Consider the following 18689-nt stretch of genomic DNA (forward strand, 5'->3'; position numbering starts at 1 on the left):
CTGCCGCGCTGCGCGCGACCCCCTCCAGGGGGCAACGCGAAGTGGCCCGGCGAAGCCGGTTCCACCGCGTTCTGGGTCCGGGCACTTCGCTCCGGATGAGTCTGCGTTCATCGCGCGCGCATGAACAACTTGCGCTTGCCCGCAGCCCTGGCCTTGCTCCTGCTCGCTGCCCTGCCGCTCCTCGCCACAGCGGCACTGGCACTCGGTGCGTTGTTCGACGCCAGCGCCTGGCACGCGCTCTGGCAAGACCCGCAATGGCAGCGTGCCCTGACCTACAGCATCTGGACCGGTCTGGCCTCCACCGCGCTCGCCTGGTGGGGCGCCGCGGCACTGCTGGCTCAAGGCTTCGTCGGCCAATCGCTGAACCGTTTGCTGCGCGGTCTGCCTGTGATGCTGGCCACGCCGCATGCCGCCTTCGCCATCGGGCTGGCGTTTCTGATCGCGCCCAGTGGCTGGCTGCTGCGTGCCGCCTCGCCCTGGCTCACCGGCTTTGAATTCCCCCCTCCCTGGCCGACCACGCAGGACCCCTGGGGCCTGGGTCTGATCGCCGCGCTGACGGCCAAAGAAATCCCCTTCCTGCTCTGGACCGCCGCCACCCAGCTGCAGCGCGACGACCTGCGCCAGCGCTGGCGCGCCGAACACGCGCTGGCGCAGACGCTGGGTTACAGCCCGCAGCGCGCCTACTGGCGCGTGGTCTGGCCGCAGTTGGCGCCGCGCCTGTTCTGGCCGCTGCTCGCGGTGCTGGCCTATGGCCTCACTGTGGTGGACATGGCGCTGGTCATCGGACCCGCCTCGCCGCCCACGCTGGCGGTGCTGGCCTGGCAGTGGCTGCAGGACGCCGATCTCGCCATCAACGCGCAGGGCGCGGCGGCGGGGGGCGTGCTGGCCATCGTGGTGCTGGTGTCGGCGCTGGGCTGGCGCGCGCTGCAAGCCGTTGCCACGCACCGCGCACGCCTGGGCAACGGTGAGCGCGGTCATGAACCAAAGCGCTCGCCAACTCCGTCCGTTCGCCCTGAGCCCTTCGACGAGCTCAGGACAGGCTCTGTCGAAGGGCTCAAACGAACAAGGGCCAGCATCGTGCGATGGCTTCGACAGGCTCAGCCCGAACGGCGTGGGTTGGGCGGCACCAAGACCGCCTTCGGCTTCTGGCTGCTCGCCGCCCTCTACGCCGCCGTCCTGCTCACCCTCGCCATCGGCAGCATCGCCGGCGTCTGGCCCTTCCCCGCGCTCTGGCCTGAGGCGCTCACCACCCAGGCCTGGCACAGCGTCTGGTCCAGCCGCAGCACCCTCAGCACCACGCTGGTCCTCGCGCTCGCGGCCGCCGTGCTGGCGCTGGCATGGTGCGTGGCCTGGCTCGAACTCGCCCCGCGCCACTGGGACACCGCCATGCGCCCGCTGCTCAACCTGCCGCTGGTGCTGCCCGCCGTGTTGTGGGTGGTGGGCCTGTACCGTGTGGCGCTGTGGCTGCGGCTGGAAGGCCAGTGGAGCGGCCTGCTGCTGGCGCACACCGCGATGGTGTTGCCCTATGTGCTGCTCGCGCTCTCGCCCGCCTACCTGGGCTTTGACCCGCGTTACCAGGCGCTGTCCGCCAGCCTGGGCCACGGGCGCTGGCGCTTCCTGCTGCGCGTGAAGTGGCCGCTGCTGCGACGAGCGCTGTCCGCCAGCGCCGCCGTGGGCTTCGCGGTCAGCGTGGCGCAGTACCTGCCTACGCTGTACATCGGCGCGGGCCGCTTCTCCAGCGTCACCACCGAAGCCGTCACGCTCGCGGCCGGCGCGCAGCGCTCGCTCACCAGCGCCTACGCGGGCCTGCAGTTCCTGCTGCCGGTGCTGGCCTTCGGCATCGCCGCCTGGGTCGGCCGCCCGCGCCGCTTTAAAGTCGCCACCACATGACACTCTCGGTCCACATCACCACCCTGGGCAGCGCGCAAGGCACGCTGTTGCAGGACTTGCGTTTCGAGGTGCGGCCGGGCCAGATCCTCACGCTCATGGGCGCCAGCGGCAGCGGCAAGAGCTCGGTGCTCGCCGCCATCGCCGGCACGTTGGGCAGCGTGGCCGAGGGCGCGCAGGCGCTGCGCTGCACCGGATCGGTCCGGCTCAATGGCGAAGACATCACCCACCTCCCCACTGCGCAGCGCGGCATCGGCCTGCTGTTCCAGGACGCTTTGCTCTTCGCGCACATGACTGTGGCCGAGAACCTGCTTTTCGCCGTACCGCCCGGCCCGCGCGCGCAGCGGCTGGCCCAGGTGCAGCAGGCGCTCGACGAAGCGGGATTGAGCGGCTACGGCGAGCGCGACCCGGCCACGCTCTCGGGCGGGCAGCGCGCGCGCGTGGCGCTCATGCGCGCCCTGCTCGCGCAACCCAAAGCGCTGCTGCTCGACGAGCCGTTTTCCAAACTCGACGCCGCGCTGCGGGACCAGTTCCGCGCCTTCGTTTTCGACCACATCCGCGCGCGCCACATCCCCGCCGTGCTGGTGACGCACGATGCGGCCGACATCGCCGACCCAACACGGGTCGTGGAGCTGGCCCATGTTGGATAAGGCCGTTCAGCAGGCGCTGCGACCCCTCATGACGCGGGCCGCGCGCGGCCTCGTGCGCCTGGGGGTGGGGGCCGACGCGATCAGCGTCGCCGGCTTCGCCCTCGGCATGGCCGCGGCCGGTGCCATCGCCTTCCAGCAGTACCTGCCGGGCCTGGCGCTGCTGCTGCTCTCGCGCCTGATGGACGGACTCGACGGCGCCGTGGCGCGCGCCACCCGGCCCACCGACCGCGGCGGCTTTCTCGACATCACGCTCGACTTCCTGTTCTACGCCGCCATCCCGCTGGCCTTCGCGTTGGCCAACCCTGTCGCCAACGCCCTGCCCGCTGCCGTGTTGCTCGCCGCCTTCATCGGCACCGGCAGCAGCTTCCTCGCCTTCGCGGCTGTGGCCGAGAAGCGGCAGCTGCACTCGGTGGCGTTCCCTGACAAGAGCTTCTACTTTCTCGGTGGCCTGACCGAAGCGACGGAGACCATCACCGCCTTCGCCGCCATGTGCCTGTGGCCACAGTGGTTCCCCCAGATCGCCTACGGCTTCGCGGTGTTGTGCGGCATCACCATCGTGCTGCGCATCGGCTGGGGCTGGCAGCGGTTCCGCTGAGCGCTTCTGCCCCATCCCACACTGGGTGACCGCACCCCATCCAGCCCGCAGTGCCCACCAGCGTTGCCGTAAACTCCCTGCGAGGTTCTCTCAGGCCGCCCCACGGCGCGTCCATCGGGGAGCCCTTGTGCGGAGGCACTGCGTATGAACACCATGCTGGAGAACAAGACATGAAGGGCGTGATGGGCTTTCTGGAGAAGGCGGGGCTGGTCCGCATGGACACGTCCCACGACAGCGTGGAGCCTCCTCCAGCGCCCAACCCGGCCGTGCCGGCGGAACCCGCCGCCACGCCACCGCCCGAAGCCGCGATGCCGGTCGTTGGTGCCCCCCTGAAACTCGACGAGATCTACGCCAAGGCGGGCGTGCCGGTGTCGCTCTACCCCGCCGAGCGCCTGCTGCGGCTGATCGAGGGCCTGAGCGCGATGGACCCCGGCACCCGGCTGATGGCCATCAAAGCCATGGACGCGGCCGACGAGTCATGGACCATCGAAGACCCGCTGGCCGACGCGCAAACCAAGGCCCAGGCGCTGGCCATGCACGCCGAGCTGCTGCAGCTCAACCTGCAGGCGCTGGAACGCGACACGCTGGCGCGGATCGAGACCGTGACCGCCAAGCGTGAAAAAGTCGTGGGAGACATCCGCCAGCAAATGGCAGAGCTCGACGCCCTGATGAACCGCGAGGTGGCCCGTGCCGCCCAGGACATCGCGGGTCAGGAAGCCCAGCTCCAGGCCGCCCGCGAACACACCGCCGGCCAACTCGCCAGCCTGTCGCAGCTTGGCCAGCAATTGCAGAACCTCTCGGCGCAGTTCGCTGCGCCCGTCGCCGCCCCCAAGGAATGACCCCATGGCCAGCTTGACCCCCCTTTCCAAAGGCCTGATCGGCCTCGCCGTGATCGGCGCCATGGCCTCGGCCGTGTGGAACTTCGCGCTCAAGGACGGCTTCGGCCCCGCAGCGCCAGCGTCCACCGCGACCACCACCAGCCCGACCCCATCGGAAACGCCCACCACCAGCGTCATCTCGACGCCGCCGAACACGCCACCGGCCCCCATCGAGGCACCCGCCGTCAGCAACAGCAGCGGCGACCTGTCACCGGCCGAGCACGCCGCGCAAGGCCGCCAGTTCATGGAGAGCGGCGACTTCGCCCAGGCCCGCCAGCACCTGGAGCAGGCGGTACAGGGCGGCGACGCCGGTGCGGCCTGCCACCTCGGCGAAATGACGCTCAAGGGCCAGGGCGGCATCAAAGCCGACCAGGACGCCGCCGCCAAACTCTTCCAGCTGGCCCAGTCCCGCAACACCATCTGTTTCGCGCCCGGCCAGTGAGGCCGCACACGCCCTCTTTCCAAGGACACCCCATGCACATCCGCCACATCGCCCTGGCCGCCGCCCTGATCAGCGGCCTCTGGACCGGTTCCACCCACGCCCAGGGCTTCGTCTTCGGCACCGCTGAACCCAAAGCCCCAACCGCGGCGCCGGCCGGCGCGCGCAACGCCAAGGTCGAGTCGGCGCAGCGCCTGCTGGCCCGCCTGGGTCTGCTGCGCGAAACGCCCTCGGGCACGCTGACCCCGGCCACGCTGGACGCCATGCGCGCCTTTGCCGCGCGCACCGGCACGGCACCCGCCAGCGAAGTCAACGACGCGCTGCTCAACGCCATCCGCCGCCACATCTGGACCAGCCAGAACTGGTCCAGCGGCAACTACAAGGGCAAAGAAAAGATCGTGGACGCGGCGGGCCTGCGCGAGGCGCAGATCCTGCTGGGCAAGCTGGGCTTCAACGCCGGCCCGCTGGACGGCACCTTCGGCCCGCAGACCCAGGTCGCCACCGAGGCCTTCCAGGAATCGCAGGGCGTGAGCGTGGACGGCCTGATCACCTCGACCGTGCTGATGAACCTGCGCCGCGCGGTGAACGGCGCAGGCGCGGGTGCCAAGGAAACCGTGCGCGTGCTCAACTGGCCCGACTACATCGAGCCCAGCGTGCTGCAGGACTTCGAGAAGGAATTCAACATCCGCGTGGTCTACGACATCTTCGCGGACAACGACGACCTGCAGGCCCGCCTCGGCGCGGCCGGCACGCCCTACGACGTGGTGTTCCCCACGGCCAATGCGGTGCCCGGCATGGCGGCCAAGGGCCTGCTCGGCAAGCTCGACAAAGCCAGCCTGAAAAACCTGAACAACATCGACCCGCGCGTGGACGCCACCCTGCGCGCATGGGACAAGGACGGCGCCTACAGCCTGCCCTACATGTGGTACACGGTCGGCATCGCCTGGAACCCCAAGCTGACCAGCAAAGCCTTCCCCGGCCACACCATGGACGCGCTGGCCACCGTGTTCGATCCGGCCATCGCCAAGCGCTTCCAGTCGTGTGGCATCGGCGTGGTCGATTCGGCATCCGACGTGCTCCCGCTCGCCGCCATGGCCGGCGGCCAGCCCAAGTGGAATGGTCGCGCTTCGATTGCCGCCGCCGAGAAGGTGATGGAGCGCCTCGCGGGCACGGTCAAGGTCATCCCCACCGACCAGTTCATCGACTCGCTGGCCAACGGCAAGCTCTGCGTCGCCATCGGCTTCTCGGGCGACGCGGTGCAGGCGCAGGGCAAGTCGCGCGGCGCGGTCGAGTACCGCGTGCCGGCCGACGGCGGCCTGCTCGCCATCGACGCCATGGCCGTCCCGGCCAACGCGAAGAACAAGCGCGCCGCGCACCAGTTCATCGACTACCTGATGCGGCCCCAGGTGATCGCCAAGGTGTCCAACACCGTGGGTTATGCCAACGCCAACCTGAAGGCCGGCGAGTTCATGAGCGCGAGCGTGAAGAGCAACCCGGCCGTGGTGCCCAGCACCACTTCGCTGAGCCGCTCGTCGCCGATCCCGGTGCTGTCCGAGCAGGACGAGCAGGAGATCAACCGCATCTGGTCGCGCTTCGCCAAGTGAGAACGCCCGTGAATCCGCGAACGACACCGGCCCCACGACCTTGAGCGACAAGCCTTCCTACCTGGGCGCCTTCCTGCGCCACCCCGCCAACCGCACCGCCTTGCTGGCGGCCGGCGTGGTGGCGATCTTTGCGTCCATCCCCATGGGGCTGGCGGGGCTGGCGCTGGTCGGCACGCTGGCGGTGGGCACCGAAATTCTGGCGGCGCTGATGGTGCCGAGCCTGCCCTCGTTCAAGGCCTGGGTCGACCGCGAGGCCCACCACCAGAGCCTCAGCCAACGTCGTCAGTTGCTGATCGCCGAGCTGAGCGACCGCGGCGAGTCCGACGCGCTGGCCACCTACCAGCACATGTGGGAACGCGTGCAGGCGCTCTACCAGACGGCGGGCGACCGGCAGACCACCTTGACGCGGCAGGACGTGGAAAAACTCGACACGCTCACGGTGGACTACCTCGGTCTCTGCGCGGTCAACGCCTCGCTGCGCCGGCGCAAGGACCCCACCAGCGAAGACCAGGTGAACCGCCGCATCGCCAACGTCGAGGCGCAGCTGCGCAACCCCGCGCTGGGCGACGAAGAGGCGCGGCAGCTGCGCGCCACGCTCGCCGAATACACCGAGGTGCTGAACCGGTCGCGCCGCCTCGCGGTGCGGCGCAGCGCCCTCGAAGCCACGCTGGTCGCCATGCCCGACAAGATGGAAGAGGTGTACCAGCTGGTGATCACCTCGCCCTACGCCACCGACATGGGCAGCAAGCTCGAAGACTCGCTCTCGCGCCTGCGCATCGCCGAAGAGGTGGCGGCCGAATTCGACGATGCCGACCTCGCGGCCTTTGGCAACAAGACCTCACGCACCAGCGCCTCTCGCAATGCCCACAGCGCAGCCGCCCGCCAGGCCGCGCAGCGCCAGAACACCTGAACCCCAACACCCCCGCTTTCAACCAGGAGCTTCCCATGGCCAACAACGCAATCTTCGCCCGCCTCGCCAACCTCTGGACCGGCTTCATCTCCCTGTGGGTCTCGGACATCGAAAAAGAGCACCCCGAGATCGCCTACCAGAACGCGATCGCCTCGATGATCCAGAAGTACACCCAGCTCAAGGCCGCCACCGGTGCCATCATCGCGCGCCGCCAGGACATCACCTCGCGCCTGGAGGCCCATGAGCGCGAACTCGCTGCCGTGACCGCCGACCTCGAAGCGGCGATGGCCACCAACCAGGACGACCTCGCCGTGGTGCTGATCCAGAAGAAGAACACGCTGGACGCGGCCCTCACCGAGCTGCGCGCCGACGCCGCCCAGGCCACCGCCGACGCCGACAACGCCAAGGACTCGCTGATCCAGGTGAAGTCCGAGATCGACAAGCTCAAGGCCGAGAAGGAGCGCATGCTGGCGCAGATGCACAGCGCGCAGGCCCGCATCAAGATCCAGGGCCAGCTGGACGGCCTCTCGGTGGACGCCGAGGTGCAGGCGCTGGGCGCCGTGCGCGAGCACATCAAGGGCCAGGTGGCGCAGGCCAGCCTGGGCGCCGAGCTGCAGAACTCCGACCTCGACGTGCGCCTGAACAAGCTGCGCCAGAGCAGCGGCAGCGTGACCGCCAAGGCCCAGCTCGAAGCCATGAAGCAGGCCCGCGCCGCCGCGCAAGCCGCCCCCACCAAAACCCTCTGAGCCGCCCCGCGCATGAAAGCACCCGCATCCCCCCGCCACGATCTGCCGCGCTGGGCCGAGGTCCTGCGGCAGAAGTACCTGGCGGGCGAAGCGTCCACCTTCGTGCTCTACCGCAACGTCTTCGACAACGTCCTGGTCGGCGACAAGCTGCACAACCTCGGCACCTTCCTGGTGGAAGAACTGTTCAAGGACACCAAGCAGCACGTGTGCGAGGTGAGCCTGGAGCGTGGCATCCGCGTGCTGTCGGGCACCAGCGAAGACAAGCAGCGCGCGCTGCTGCGCCAGCATGAAGAAGGCACCGAGCCCGACCTGCTGGCCTCGCTGCACGCGCTGGAGCAGCGCATGCGCGCGCAGCCGTCCACCGCCGTCATCGTGCCCTACGCCGACGCGCTGCTGCCCGCCGGCGACCCGAGCTTCATGGCGCAGACCGACCGCCAGACCTACCTGGTGTTCCACCGCTGGTCGCTCGACCAGACGCTGACCCAGGGCGACAACATCGTCGTGCTGATCACCGAGTCGCTCAACGCGATCAACCCGGGCCTGCTGTCCAACCCCAAGGTCGCGGCGATTGAGATACCCATGCCCGACCTGCCGCTGCGCAAAAAGGTCATTGGCTTTTTCGCGCCCAAGCTCACCGAACACCAGGTCGAGCTGTTCTCCGAGCGCACCAGCGGCCTGCGCACCGTGCAGCTCGCCAACATCCTGGCGGGCTCCAAGGGCCATGGCCTGAGCGAGGCCGAGCGCCGCGCGCTGATCGGCAAACTGCTCGAAGGCACGCCCGATGCCACCGCCCGCGCCGACACGCTGGCCACCATCACCGCCGGCATGACGCCGGCCGAAATCACGCGCCTGATCGAGCCCGGCAAGGCCCTGCCCACCGGCGACGCCGACCAGGAGGTGCTGAAGGTCATCCACGCGCGCAAGCGCGAGATGATCGAGAAGGAATGCGCGGGCCTGATCGAGTTCATCGAGCCCAAACACGGCCTCTCGGCCGTCGGTGGGCACGAGCACATCAAGCACGAGCTGATGGCGATCGCGCAGAACCTCAAGGCCGGCGAAACCACGCTGACGCCCATGGGTCTGCTCGCGGTCGGCCCCATGGGCTCGGGCAAGACCTTTGTCATCAAGGCCTTCCTGAAAGAGGCGGGCCTCTCGGCCGTGGCGCTGAAGAACTTCCGCTCCAAGTGGGTGGGGTCCACCGAGGCCAACCTGGAGCGCGTGCTCGCCACCGTCAAGGCCATGGGGCCCATCGCGGTGATCATCGACGAAGGCGACCGCAGCTTCGGCAACGGTGGCGGCGAAGACAGCGACGGTGGCACCAGCTCGCGCGTGATCGCCCGGCTCAAAGAGTTCATGGCCGAGCCCGAGAACCGGGGCCAGGTGCTGTTCGTGATGATGACCAACCGCCCCGACAAGCTGGATTCCGACATCAAGCGCCCCGGCCGGCTGGACCGCAAGATCCCGTTCTTTTACTGCGACACCGCAGCCGAACGCGTGCAGGTCTTGCAGGCCGTGCTCTCGCGCTACGACGAGCCCTGCGTCGCGAGCATGGAAGAGCTGCTGACCCTGTGCGACACGCTGACCGGCTACTCCAACGCCGACCTCGAAGCGCTCTCATTGCTGGCCGTGGAGCTGGCGCGCAACCAGGCCACGCCGCTGAACGCCGACGCGCTGAACCAGGCCGCGGCCGACTTCATGCCGCCGCAGGAGCGCGACATGATCGAGTTCATGGAGCTGCTCGCGGTGTCCGAAACCTCGCGCCGCTCCATGCTGCCCAAGCGCTACCGCGACATGGCCATCGCCGACATCCAGAGCAACCTGATCGCCGCCAAACGGCGGGCACTCACACGCTGATCCGCTGACTTCCCCACCCGACAAGGAGCACCACCATGCAAGCGATCCAAGACCAGAACCTGAGCGCCACCCAGGTCATCCAGCTGACCCAGGCCATGTTGTCCGTGGCCCTGGTGGACGGCATCCACCCCGCCGAAGCGGCGCTGATCGGCCAGTTCTACGAGAGCTCGCGCCAGGCCGACATGCCGACCACGGCGGCCATGCTCTCGGGCAACCACGCCTTTGACGCCCAGGCCATGGCCGGCAGCCCGGCGGAAGTGGCCGACACCGTGGTGCTGATGTGCCTGATGACCGGTTACGCCGACGGCCGCCTGAGCGCCGAAGAGCGTGCGCTGGTGCAGTCGTTCGCCACCGCCCTGAACGTGGACGCCGCCCGCTTCGAAGCGCTGCTGGGCCAGGTGCGCGACGAACTCATCGGCGCCCTGTCGCACCTGCCCGACGCCGAGTCGGTGGCCAACGTGGTGCGTGAACTCACCGCGGGCGGCTGATCCCCCACCGCGGTACCGCCGGGTCAGTGTGAATGACCCGGTTGATGGCGGTGGCCGTCGTCGGCCCCCAGCTCACCGCGCGCCTGGCGCCAGACCTGCCAGCCCCCGCGCACCGCCAAGGTGGCCATGAGCATGGCCACCAGCAGATCGGGCCAGGCGGTGCCAGTGCCGGACACCCCCAGCGCCGCGAGCATCACGGCGATGTTGCCGATGGCGTCGTTGCGGGTGCAGAGCCACACGCTGCGCATGTTGGCATCGCCCTCGCGGAAGGCGTAGAGCATCCAGGCCACGGCCAGGTTGGCGCCCAGCGCCAGCACACCCACCACACCCATGGTCATCGCATCGGGCACCTGCCCGGTCCACAGGCTCCAGAGCGCGCGACCCAGCACAAACAGGCCGAACGCCACCATGCTGACGGCCTTGAGCATGGCGGCGCGCGCGCCAGGCCAGCGCGGCCGAGAGCACCGCCAGCGACACGCCGTAGTTCAGCGCGTCGCCCCCGAAATCGATCGCGTCGGCCAGCAGCGAGACCGAGCCCGAGCGGTAGCCGGCGGCCAGCTCCACCACCAGCATGGCGGCGTTGACCAGCATCGCGATCCAGAGGATGCGGCGGTAGCGCGGCAGGTTGGTGAGGGCCGCCGGTTTCGGCGTGTCGTGTTCGCAGCAGTGGGCAGACATGGGGTTTTCCTTTCGTTGGGCCTGATTGGAAACCCTGGAGTCGCTACAGTGTCAACACCCCATTTCGAACACAGGCATCCCCCATGCGCATCAAGGAACTGAGCCAGGCCACGGGTGTGGACGTGGAGACGATCCGCTTCTACGAAAAAGAACAGCTGCTGCCCGCGCCCGCGCGCTCGGACAACGGTTACCGCGACTACGAAGGGCCGCACCTGGAGCGGCTGTCGTTCATCCGCCACTGCCGGGCGCTCGACATGCCCTTGTCGGACATCAAGCGCCTGCTGGCCTTCGTGGACGACCCGGCGCGGCACTGCCTCGACGTGAACCAGCTGGTGGATGAACAGCTCAGCCGGGTGCGGGCGCGGCTGAAAAGCATGCGCGCGCTCGAGCGCCAGCTGGTGCAGCTGCGCTCGCGCTGCCAGGGCGAACACCAGGGCGATCGGTGCGGCATCCTGCACGAGCTGGTGGCCGCGGCGCACGGCGAGGCCTGTGCGTGCCACCCCAGCTGAGTGGCGCGACCGTTCCCACGGCCCTCACATCCGCCGCACCCCGAAGCGCCGCAGCACGGCCTTCTCGATCTCCACCAGCACGAACTTGCCGGCCGCCAGCCCGACGATCAGCGCCCACGACGCGGCGTCCAGCGCCGCCGTGCCAAACAGCGCCTGCATCGGCGGGGCGTAGGTGAACAGGGCCTGCAGCACCAGCGTGATGACGCAGGCCCAGACCGCCATCCGGTTGCCCGCCAGCGTCTCCCAGCGCCAGGCGCTGGCGGTGAAGTGGCGCACGTTGAAGAGGTAGAACACCTCGCTCATCACCAGCATGTTGACCACGGCGGTGCGCGCCACGTCGAGCCCGCTGCCACGGCCCAGCTCCCAGTGATAGACCCAGAAGGCCGCGCCCATCATGAGCAGGCTCACATAGACCACGCGCGCGAACAGCAGGCGCGTGATCAGCGGTTCGCTCGCCGGGCGCGGCGGCCGTTGCATCACACCGTCTTCGGCGGGCTCGAAGGCCAGCGCCATGTCCAGCGTGATGCTGGTGACCATGTTGACCCAGAGGATCTGTGCGGCCGTGACCGGCATGGCGAGGCCCGCGAACACGGCAATCAGGATCAGGCCGGCTTCGCCGCCGTTGGTCGGCAGGATGAACAGCAGCGACTTCTTGATGTTGTCGAACACCGTGCGCCCCTCGCGCACCGCGACCGCTATTGCTGCGAAGTTGTCGTCGGTGAGCACGAGATCGGCCGCTTCGCGCGCGGCGTCGGTGCCGCGCTGGCCCATGGCCACGCCGATGTCGGCGGCCTTGAGGGCGGGCGCGTCGTTCACGCCGTCGCCGGTCATGGCCACGAGCTGGCCGCTCGCCTGCAGGTTGGCCACCAGGCGCAGCTTGTGCTCGGGGCTGGCGCGGGCGATCACGTCGGTCTGCGCCAGGCGCGCGCTCAGGGCGGCATCGTCGAGCGTGTCGATTTCGGCACCGCTGATGGGCTGCCCTTCGCGCAGGCCCAGGCTGGCGCCGATGGCGGCGGCCGTGGTGGCGTGGTCGCCGGTGATCATGACCACGCGCACACCGGCCGCCTGGCATTCGGCCACCGCGGCCACGGCCTCGGGGCGCGGCGGGTCCATCAGCCCCACCAGGCCGAGCAGGGTGAAGCGCGGCGTGATGTCGCTGGTGCCCAGTTCGCGCGTGCCGGCAGGCAGCTCACATTCGGCCAGCGCGAGCACGCGCTGGCCTTCGCCCGCGGCCTCGTCCATGCGCGCCTGCCATGCGGCCTGTTCCAGCGGCTGGCCTGCTGCCTCCTGCACGCACAGCGCCAGCACCCTTTCGGGCGCGCCCTTGAGCAGCGCGAACACGCGACCCGCGTGGTCGTGGTGCAGCGTAGCCATGTAGCGGTGTTCGGACTCGAACGGGATGCTGTCGATGCGCGGCGTGCGCGCGGCTTCCTGCGCGGGGTCCAGCCCGGCCTTGCGCGCGAGCGTGATCAGTGCACCTTCGGTGGGGTCGCCGGCCAGCGCCCAGCCAGCGGCTTCACTGTGGTGCAGCTGTGCGTCGTTGCACAGCAAGGCGCAGCGTGCGAGACGCATCACGCCTTCGTTCTGACCGGCGTCGATGGACTGGCCCCCCTCGTGGAAGCCGCCCTCGGGCGCGTAACCGGCGCCGCTCACCTCCACACGCTGGCCGGGCAGCAGCAGGCGCACGGCGGTCATCTGATTCTTGGTGAGCGTGCCGGTCTTGTCGGTGCAGATCACGCCCACCGAGCCCAGCGTTTCCACGGCGGGCAGGCGCCGCACGATGGCGCGCTGGCGGGCCATGGCGGCGGTGCCGATGGCGAGCGTGATGGTGACGATGGCGGGCAGGCCTTCGGGAATGGCGGCCACGGCCAGGCCGACCACGGCGAGAAAGATGTCCAGCGGCGGCAGGCCGCCCACCCGGCTGCCCCACAGGAAGGTGACCGCGCTCACCAGCAAGATGAAGAAGGTGATCTGCTGCGCGAACTGGTCGAGCCGGCGCGTGAGCGGCGTGGCCAGGGACTGCACCCCGGACACCAGGCGCCCGATGCGGCCGATCTCGGTGTGCCCGGCGGTGGCCACCACCAGACCCGCGCCCTGCCCCACGGCCACCACCGTGCCGGCGTAGGCCATGCCGCCGCGCTCGGCCAGCGGCGCGGTGGCGGCCACCGGCGCGGGGTCCTTGTCGACCGGGACCGACTCGCCCGTGAGCGCGGCCTCGTCGATGCGCAGGTTCTTGGCCGAGAGCAGGCGCAGGTCGGCCGGCACGCGGGTGCCGGACTCGATCAGCACCACGTCGCCCGGCACCAGCCCGGCCGCGTCGATCTCGTGGCGCTCGCCATCGCGCAGCACCATGGCGTGGCTGGCGAGCATGGCGTGCACGGCTTCGAGCGCTCGCTCGGCCTTGCCCTCCTGGATGAAGCCGATCACCGCGTTGATGAGCACCACGCCGAAGATCACCGCCGCATCGAGGTAGTCGCCCAGCCAGAGGGTGATGGCCGCCGCCACCAGCAGGGTGTAGATCAGCAGGTTGTGGAACTGCCTGGCGAAGCGGCGCAGCCAGCCGGGGCGCGGCGCGGCGGCGAGCCCGTTGGGGCCGTGGATGGCCAGGCGGGTGGCGGCTTCAGCGCCCGTCAGACCCAGCGAAGAACTCTCCAGGTGCTGCAACACCTGGACGGTGGCCTGCGCGTGCCAGAGCGGCTGTGGCTCATCGGTGGCGGGACGGGGCAAGGACTGGGTGTCGGGTCGCATCGGCCAACCATACCCCGAACGCCATGACGCCCGCCACCGAACCGATCAAGCTTCCAGTGACGCCCTGGCCGAGGGTGACCACTCGAGCGCGCGGTGGTCAAAGCCCGCGGCCAGGGTGGGTTTGACCACTTCGAAATAGGGCGACACGTCGAAATCGCGCGGCGTGAACAGGCTGTGGTGGCGCACGTGCAGCACCTGGCGCACGCAGTCGTCGCAGTTCGGATCGTCGGCCGCGGTCTCTTCGACGATGGGCAGGATGGGGTAGAGCACCGACTCGAAGGCCTGCGCAATCAGGGTGGAGCAGATGGCGCGCGTGGGGTCGCCACTGCCCAGGGCCAGCAGGCGGCGGCGCCAGCGCACCGGCACCGGCGGCGTTGGAAACAGGTAGCGGGCGAGGTCCAGGATGTTCTTCAGGTCGTACCGGTGGCCGATGCGCTGCACCGCGAAGCGGCAGACCGCCTCGGCCTCGTCGATGCGCAGGCTGGCGGGCCGGCAGATGCGGCAGTGCAGCCCCGCGTAGGTGCTCAGCGGCACGGCACGCACGCCCTCGCGAATGTCCGCCTCCACCACCATCAGCGGGCCGCCGGGCTGCAGGGGCCCGACGCAGAGCGCCGCGTGCGACCAGGTGGACTGGGTGAGGTACTTGATCGCGGTGCTCACGCGCGTGGTGCCTTCGACCAGCACCACATCGGCCGGGCGCAGCGCCGCGGCCAGCAGGCGCTGGTCGGTCGGAAAGCCAATGGCCGCCGACTGGCCCGGCTTGGTCAGGTAGCGCGCCAGCGCACGCCCGATGGCTTGTCTGATCAAGGTGTCTCCCCGGTGTAAGAATGTCGCAGCTTCGGCGACTCAACAACACACAAAGGAATGGTCGTGGGCATCCGGAAAATCTTGTTGCTGCTGGTGGTTCTGCTGGGCATTGTGGCCTTCTTCGCCTTCGGACTGGGCCGCTACTTCAGCCTCGACTTCCTCAAACAGAGCCAGGCCACGTTCGCTGAACTGCGCGAAACGCAGCCGCTGCAACTGGCGCTGGGCTACTTCCTGGTCTATGTGGCGGTCACCGCGCTCTCGCTGCCCGGTGCCACCATCGTCACGCTCGCCGGCGGCGCGATCTTCGGCCTGGGCTGGGGTTTGCTGATCGTGTCGTTCGCGTCCAGCATCGGCGCCACGCTGGCGTTTCTGACCGCGCGCTTCCTGCTGCGCGACAGCGTGCAGAGCCGCTTCGGCCAGCGCCTGGCCGACATGGACAAGGGCATCCAGAAAGACGGCGCGTTCTACCTGTTCACGCTGCGCCTGATCCCGGTCGTGCCCTTCTTCGTCATCAACCTGCTGATGGGCCTGACGAAGATGAAGGCCTGGACCTTCTACTGGGTGAGCCAACTCGGCATGCTGGCCGGCACGGCGGTCTACGTGAACGCGGGCACCCAGCTCGGCCAGCTGGAATCGCTGCAGGGCATCCTCAGCCCCGGCCTGCTGGGCAGCTTCGTGTTGCTGGGCCTGTTCCCGCTGATCGCGCGCAAAGTGGTCGAGGCGGTGCAGAAGCGCAAGGTCTATGCGAAGTGGGCCAGCGTGCGGCCCAAGACCTTCGACCGCAACCTGATCGTGATCGGCGCGGGCGCGGGTGGCCTGGTCTCGGCCTACATCGCCGCCGCCGTCAAGGCCAAGGTGACGCTGATCGAGGCGCACAAGATGGGCGGCGACTGCCTGAACTACGGCTGCGTGCCGAGCAAGGCGCTGATCAAGAGCGCCAAGCTCGCGCACCAGATGCGCCACGGCTCGAACTACGGCCTGAACGACGCGACGCCCACCTTCAGCTTCAAGGCCGTGATGCAGCGCATCCACGACGTGATCGCCGCCATCGAGCCGCACGACAGCGTGGAGCGCTACACCGGCCTGGGTGTGGAGGTGCTGCAGGGCTACGCGAAGCTGGTGAACCCGTGGACGGTGGAGATCGCGCTGAACGGGGGCGGCACGCTAACGCTCACCGCGCGCAGCATCGTCATCGCGGCCGGCGCACGGCCCTTCGTGCCGCCGCTGCCGGGGCTCGACGAAGTGGGCTATGTCACCAGCGACACGCTCTGGGACGAGTTCGCAAAACTGGATGAGATACCGAAGCGGCTGGTGGTGCTGGGCGGTGGCCCCATCGGCTGCGAGCTGGCGCAGAGCTTCGCGCGCCTGGGTTCGCAGGTGACGCAGGTCGAGATGGCGCCGCGCATCATGATCCGCGAGGATGAGGAAGTCTCCTCGCTCGCCAAGGCTTCGCTCGAAGCCGACGGCGTGGCCGTGCTGACGGGCCACAAGGCGCTGCGCTGCGAGCTGGTGAACGGCGAGAAGACCCTGGTGGTGGAGCACGCGGGCGCAGAAAAGCGCATCGGATTCGACCAGTTGCTCTGCGCCGTCGGCCGCGTGGCGCGCCTGACCGGCTACGGACTGGAAGACCTGGGCATCCCGACGAACAAGACCGTCGAGACCAACGAATACCTGCAGACGATCTACCCCAACATCTACGCCGCCGGCGACGTGGCCGGGCCTTACCAGTTCACGCACGTGGCCGCGCACCAGGCCTGGTACGCGGCGGTGAACGGCCTGTTCGGCGACTTCAAGAAGTTCAAGGCCGACTACAGCGTGATCCCCTGGGCCACCTTCATCGACCCAGAGGTGGCGCGCGTGGGCCTGAACGAGCAGGACGCGAAAGAAAAGAACATCCCCTACGAGGTCACGAAATACGGCATTCACGACCTCGACCGCGCCATCGCCGACAGCGAGGCGCACGGCTTCGTGAAGGTGCTCACCGTGCCGGGCAAGGACACGATTCTGGGCGTGACCATCGTCGGCACGCACGCGGGCGACCTGCTGGCCGAGTACGTGATGGCCATGAAACACGGCCTGGGCCTGAACAAGGTGCTGGGCACCATCCACACCTACCCCACGCTGGCCGAGGCCAACAAGTACGTGGCCGGCGAATGGAAGCGCGCGCACCAGCCGCACCAGCTGCTGGCCTGGGTGAAGAAGTTCCACGACTGGCGCCGCGGTTGACCCCGCGCGTGAACCTTGCGGGCCGAAACGGAGTCCACCCCCACATGACCACCCGCCGCCGATTCATCCATGCGCTCGCCGCCACCGCCATCGCCCCGCTGGCCACGCACGCCCAGACCGCCTTCGACCACACCTACGCCGCCTGGGACGCGCTGCTGAAAAAGCACGTGCGCTGGCTGCCCGATGGCAAGCAGTCGCGCGCGAATTACAAAGGCTTCGCCGCCGACCGCGCCGCGCTCAAGGCCGTGCTCGACAGCATGAGTGCCATGCCCAGGGCCACATTCGACGGCTGGAGCAAGGCGCAGCAGATGGCCTTCCTCATCAACGCCTACAACGCGTTCACGGTCGAGCTGATCCTCACCAAGTACCCGGACCTCCAATCCATCAAGGACCTGGGCTCCTTCGTGCAGTCGGCCTGGAAAAAGAAGTTCTTCACCCTGCTGGGCGAAGAGCGCCACCTCGACTGGATCGAACACGAGCAGCTGCGCCCGCGCTACAACGAACCGCGCGTGCACGCCGCCGTCAACTGCGCCAGCATCGGCTGCCCGGCGCTGCGCGACGAGGCCTTCACCGCCGCCAAGCTCGAAGCCCAGCTCGAAGACGGCATGCGCCGCTTCATGGGCGACCGCACCCGCAACCGCGTCAGGGGCAATCAGGTCGAGGTCAGCAGCATCTTCAAGTGGTTCAGGGAAGACTTCGAGAAGGGCCACGGCGGCTTCAAGCAGGTCGAAGACGTGTTCGCGACCTACGCCGAACAGCTGAGCGACCAGCCCGCCGAGCGGGCCGCGCTGAAAGCGAAGACGCTGGGCGTGGGCTTTCTCGACTACGACTGGTCGCTGAACGACACAGGTCGCTGAACCATGCGCCGCCTGCTGGCGCTGAGCGCACTGTTTCCCCTGGCCGCCGCCTCGCAAACGCTGCCGCCGCTGCTGCAAGCCGACGGGGCACTCAACCCGGCCTGGCGTTTCGTCGGTTTCCCGAAGAGACAGGCCGACCTGCCGGCCACGCGGTTCAACGCAGAGCGGGTGGACGGCCTGCCCGCGCTCCAGGTGGCCACCGCGTCGTCCTACGGCAGCCTGGTGCACGACCTGAAAGACGCGCCCCCCGCCCGCCTGCGGTGGCGCTGGCGGCTGGACCAGCCGCTCTCGGGCGGCCAGACACCGCCCGACCTGACCACCAAGGCCGGCGACGATGCCGCGCTCAAGGTCTGCGTGATGTTCGATCACCCGCTGGAGCGCGTGCCCTTCGTCGAGCGCACCGTGCTGCGGATGGCGCGCAGCGTCAGCGGCGAGCCCCTGCCCGCGGCCACGCTCTGCTACGTCTGGGACAGCGGCCACGCCGCCGGCCGGCAGGGCGCCAACCCCTACTCGCGACGCGTGCGCTACATCAGCCTGCGCGGCAGCGAGACGCCAGCGGGCCAGTGGGTCGCTGAAGACCGCGACGTGGCGCAAGACTTCATCACCCTGTTCGCCGACGAACTGCCGCAGGGGGCGCAGACCCAGCGCACCGGCGTTCCGACGGTCAGCACCGTGCTGATCGGCGCCGACAGCGACAACACCGCCAGCCGCAGCCTGGGCTGGGTGGCCGAGCTGCAAACAGCGCCCTCGAACCCCTGAGCTCGCCCCTGCCTCGGCTCAGCGGGTCTGCCATGCGCGTTGTCCGCAGCTACG

The 18689-nt window shown here is 69.1% G+C and carries 16 protein-coding genes and 1 pseudogene; 14 read left to right on the top strand and 3 right to left on the bottom strand.

The genetic code is table 11. From position 1 onward, the window contains the following. Window positions 1-120: 120 nt before the first annotated feature. From IM738_RS14640 to IM738_RS14685, 10 genes are all read left to right on the top strand, one after another. Entirely contained in the window at window positions 121-1890 is a 1770-nt protein-coding gene (locus tag IM738_RS14640; RefSeq protein ID WP_236961615.1) for an ABC transporter permease, read from the top strand. After that, a complete protein-coding gene (locus tag IM738_RS14645; RefSeq protein WP_236961617.1) occupies window positions 1887-2537 on the top strand; it encodes an ATP-binding cassette domain-containing protein in 651 nt (216 codons plus the stop codon). The genes IM738_RS14640 and IM738_RS14645 overlap by 4 nt, the downstream gene beginning before the upstream one ends. Then, window positions 2527-3132 carry a CDP-alcohol phosphatidyltransferase family protein gene (locus IM738_RS14650; protein ID WP_236961619.1) on the top strand — a complete coding sequence of 202 codons (606 nt, stop codon included), beginning with the start codon at window positions 2527-2529 and terminating at the stop codon, window positions 3130-3132. The genes IM738_RS14645 and IM738_RS14650 overlap by 11 nt, the downstream gene beginning before the upstream one ends. Window positions 3133-3302: 170 nt before the next feature. Further along, on the top strand, window positions 3303-3971 hold the full coding sequence (locus tag IM738_RS14655) for a methyl-accepting chemotaxis protein (protein ID WP_236961621.1): 669 nt from the start codon (window positions 3303-3305) through the stop codon (window positions 3969-3971). Between the two features lie 4 nt (window positions 3972-3975). Then, window positions 3976-4452: a hypothetical protein gene (locus IM738_RS14660; protein ID WP_236961623.1), complete on the top strand. Its 477-nt coding sequence runs from the start codon at window positions 3976-3978 to the stop codon at window positions 4450-4452. 32 nt (window positions 4453-4484) lie between these two features. Further along, the gene (locus IM738_RS14665) at window positions 4485-6053 is read left to right on the top strand and encodes an extracellular solute-binding protein (RefSeq protein WP_236961625.1); all 1569 of its coding nucleotides are present in this window, start codon (window positions 4485-4487) and stop codon (window positions 6051-6053) included. A gap of 40 nt (window positions 6054-6093) precedes the next feature. Then, complete coding sequence (locus IM738_RS14670; protein ID WP_236961627.1) at window positions 6094-6963, top strand: hypothetical protein; 870 nt, start codon at window positions 6094-6096, stop codon at window positions 6961-6963. Between the two features lie 35 nt (window positions 6964-6998). After that, window positions 6999-7709 carry a PspA/IM30 family protein gene (locus tag IM738_RS14675; RefSeq protein ID WP_236961629.1) on the top strand — a complete coding sequence of 237 codons (711 nt, stop codon included), beginning with the start codon at window positions 6999-7001 and terminating at the stop codon, window positions 7707-7709. 12 nt (window positions 7710-7721) lie between these two features. Beyond that, window positions 7722-9563 carry an ATP-binding protein gene (locus IM738_RS14680; protein ID WP_236961631.1) on the top strand — a complete coding sequence of 614 codons (1842 nt, stop codon included), beginning with the start codon at window positions 7722-7724 and terminating at the stop codon, window positions 9561-9563. Between the two features lie 35 nt (window positions 9564-9598). Continuing rightward, on the top strand, window positions 9599-10051 hold the full coding sequence (locus IM738_RS14685; RefSeq protein WP_236961633.1) for a TerB family tellurite resistance protein: 453 nt from the start codon (window positions 9599-9601) through the stop codon (window positions 10049-10051). 23 nt (window positions 10052-10074) lie between these two features. Here the strand turns inward: IM738_RS14685 and IM738_RS14690 are convergent. Next, a pseudogene (locus tag IM738_RS14690) lies at window positions 10075-10615 on the bottom strand (cation transporter). Window positions 10616-10812: 197 nt separating this feature from the next. On the opposite strand from IM738_RS14690, the gene cadR reads away from it, so the two are divergent. Continuing rightward, complete coding sequence (cadR, locus tag IM738_RS14695; protein WP_236961634.1) at window positions 10813-11238, top strand: Cd(II)/Pb(II)-responsive transcriptional regulator; 426 nt, start codon at window positions 10813-10815, stop codon at window positions 11236-11238. Between the two features lie 24 nt (window positions 11239-11262). On the opposite strand, the gene IM738_RS14700 is transcribed toward cadR, so the two are convergent. Together IM738_RS14700 and IM738_RS14705 are read right to left on the bottom strand one after the other, a co-directional pair. Next, a complete protein-coding gene (locus IM738_RS14700; RefSeq protein WP_442908432.1) occupies window positions 11263-13986 on the bottom strand; it encodes a cation-translocating P-type ATPase in 2724 nt (907 codons plus the stop codon). A gap of 45 nt (window positions 13987-14031) precedes the next feature. After that, complete coding sequence (locus IM738_RS14705) at window positions 14032-14793, bottom strand: YiiX/YebB-like N1pC/P60 family cysteine hydrolase (RefSeq protein ID WP_236961636.1); 762 nt, start codon at window positions 14791-14793, stop codon at window positions 14032-14034. Between the two features lie 57 nt (window positions 14794-14850). Between IM738_RS14705 and IM738_RS14710 the strand changes: the two genes are divergently transcribed. The 3 genes from IM738_RS14710 to IM738_RS14720 are packed head-to-tail and all read left to right on the top strand — an operon-like array spanning window position 14851 to window position 18635. Beyond that, window positions 14851-17019 carry an FAD-dependent oxidoreductase gene (locus tag IM738_RS14710; RefSeq protein WP_236961637.1) on the top strand — a complete coding sequence of 723 codons (2169 nt, stop codon included), beginning with the start codon at window positions 14851-14853 and terminating at the stop codon, window positions 17017-17019. A 44-nt stretch (window positions 17020-17063) separates the two neighbouring features. Further along, window positions 17064-17876, top strand: coding sequence for a DUF547 domain-containing protein (locus tag IM738_RS14715; RefSeq protein WP_236961638.1), 813 nt, complete (start codon window positions 17064-17066; stop codon window positions 17874-17876). A 3-nt stretch (window positions 17877-17879) separates the two neighbouring features. Beyond that, window positions 17880-18635 (top strand): DUF3047 domain-containing protein, encoded by a 756-nt coding sequence (locus tag IM738_RS14720; RefSeq protein ID WP_236961639.1) that lies wholly within the window; start codon window positions 17880-17882, stop codon window positions 18633-18635. Window positions 18636-18689 lie beyond the last annotated feature (54 nt).

The organism is Hydrogenophaga sp. SL48 (assembly GCF_021729865.1).
Classification (GTDB): domain Bacteria; phylum Pseudomonadota; class Gammaproteobacteria; order Burkholderiales; family Burkholderiaceae_C; genus Hydrogenophaga.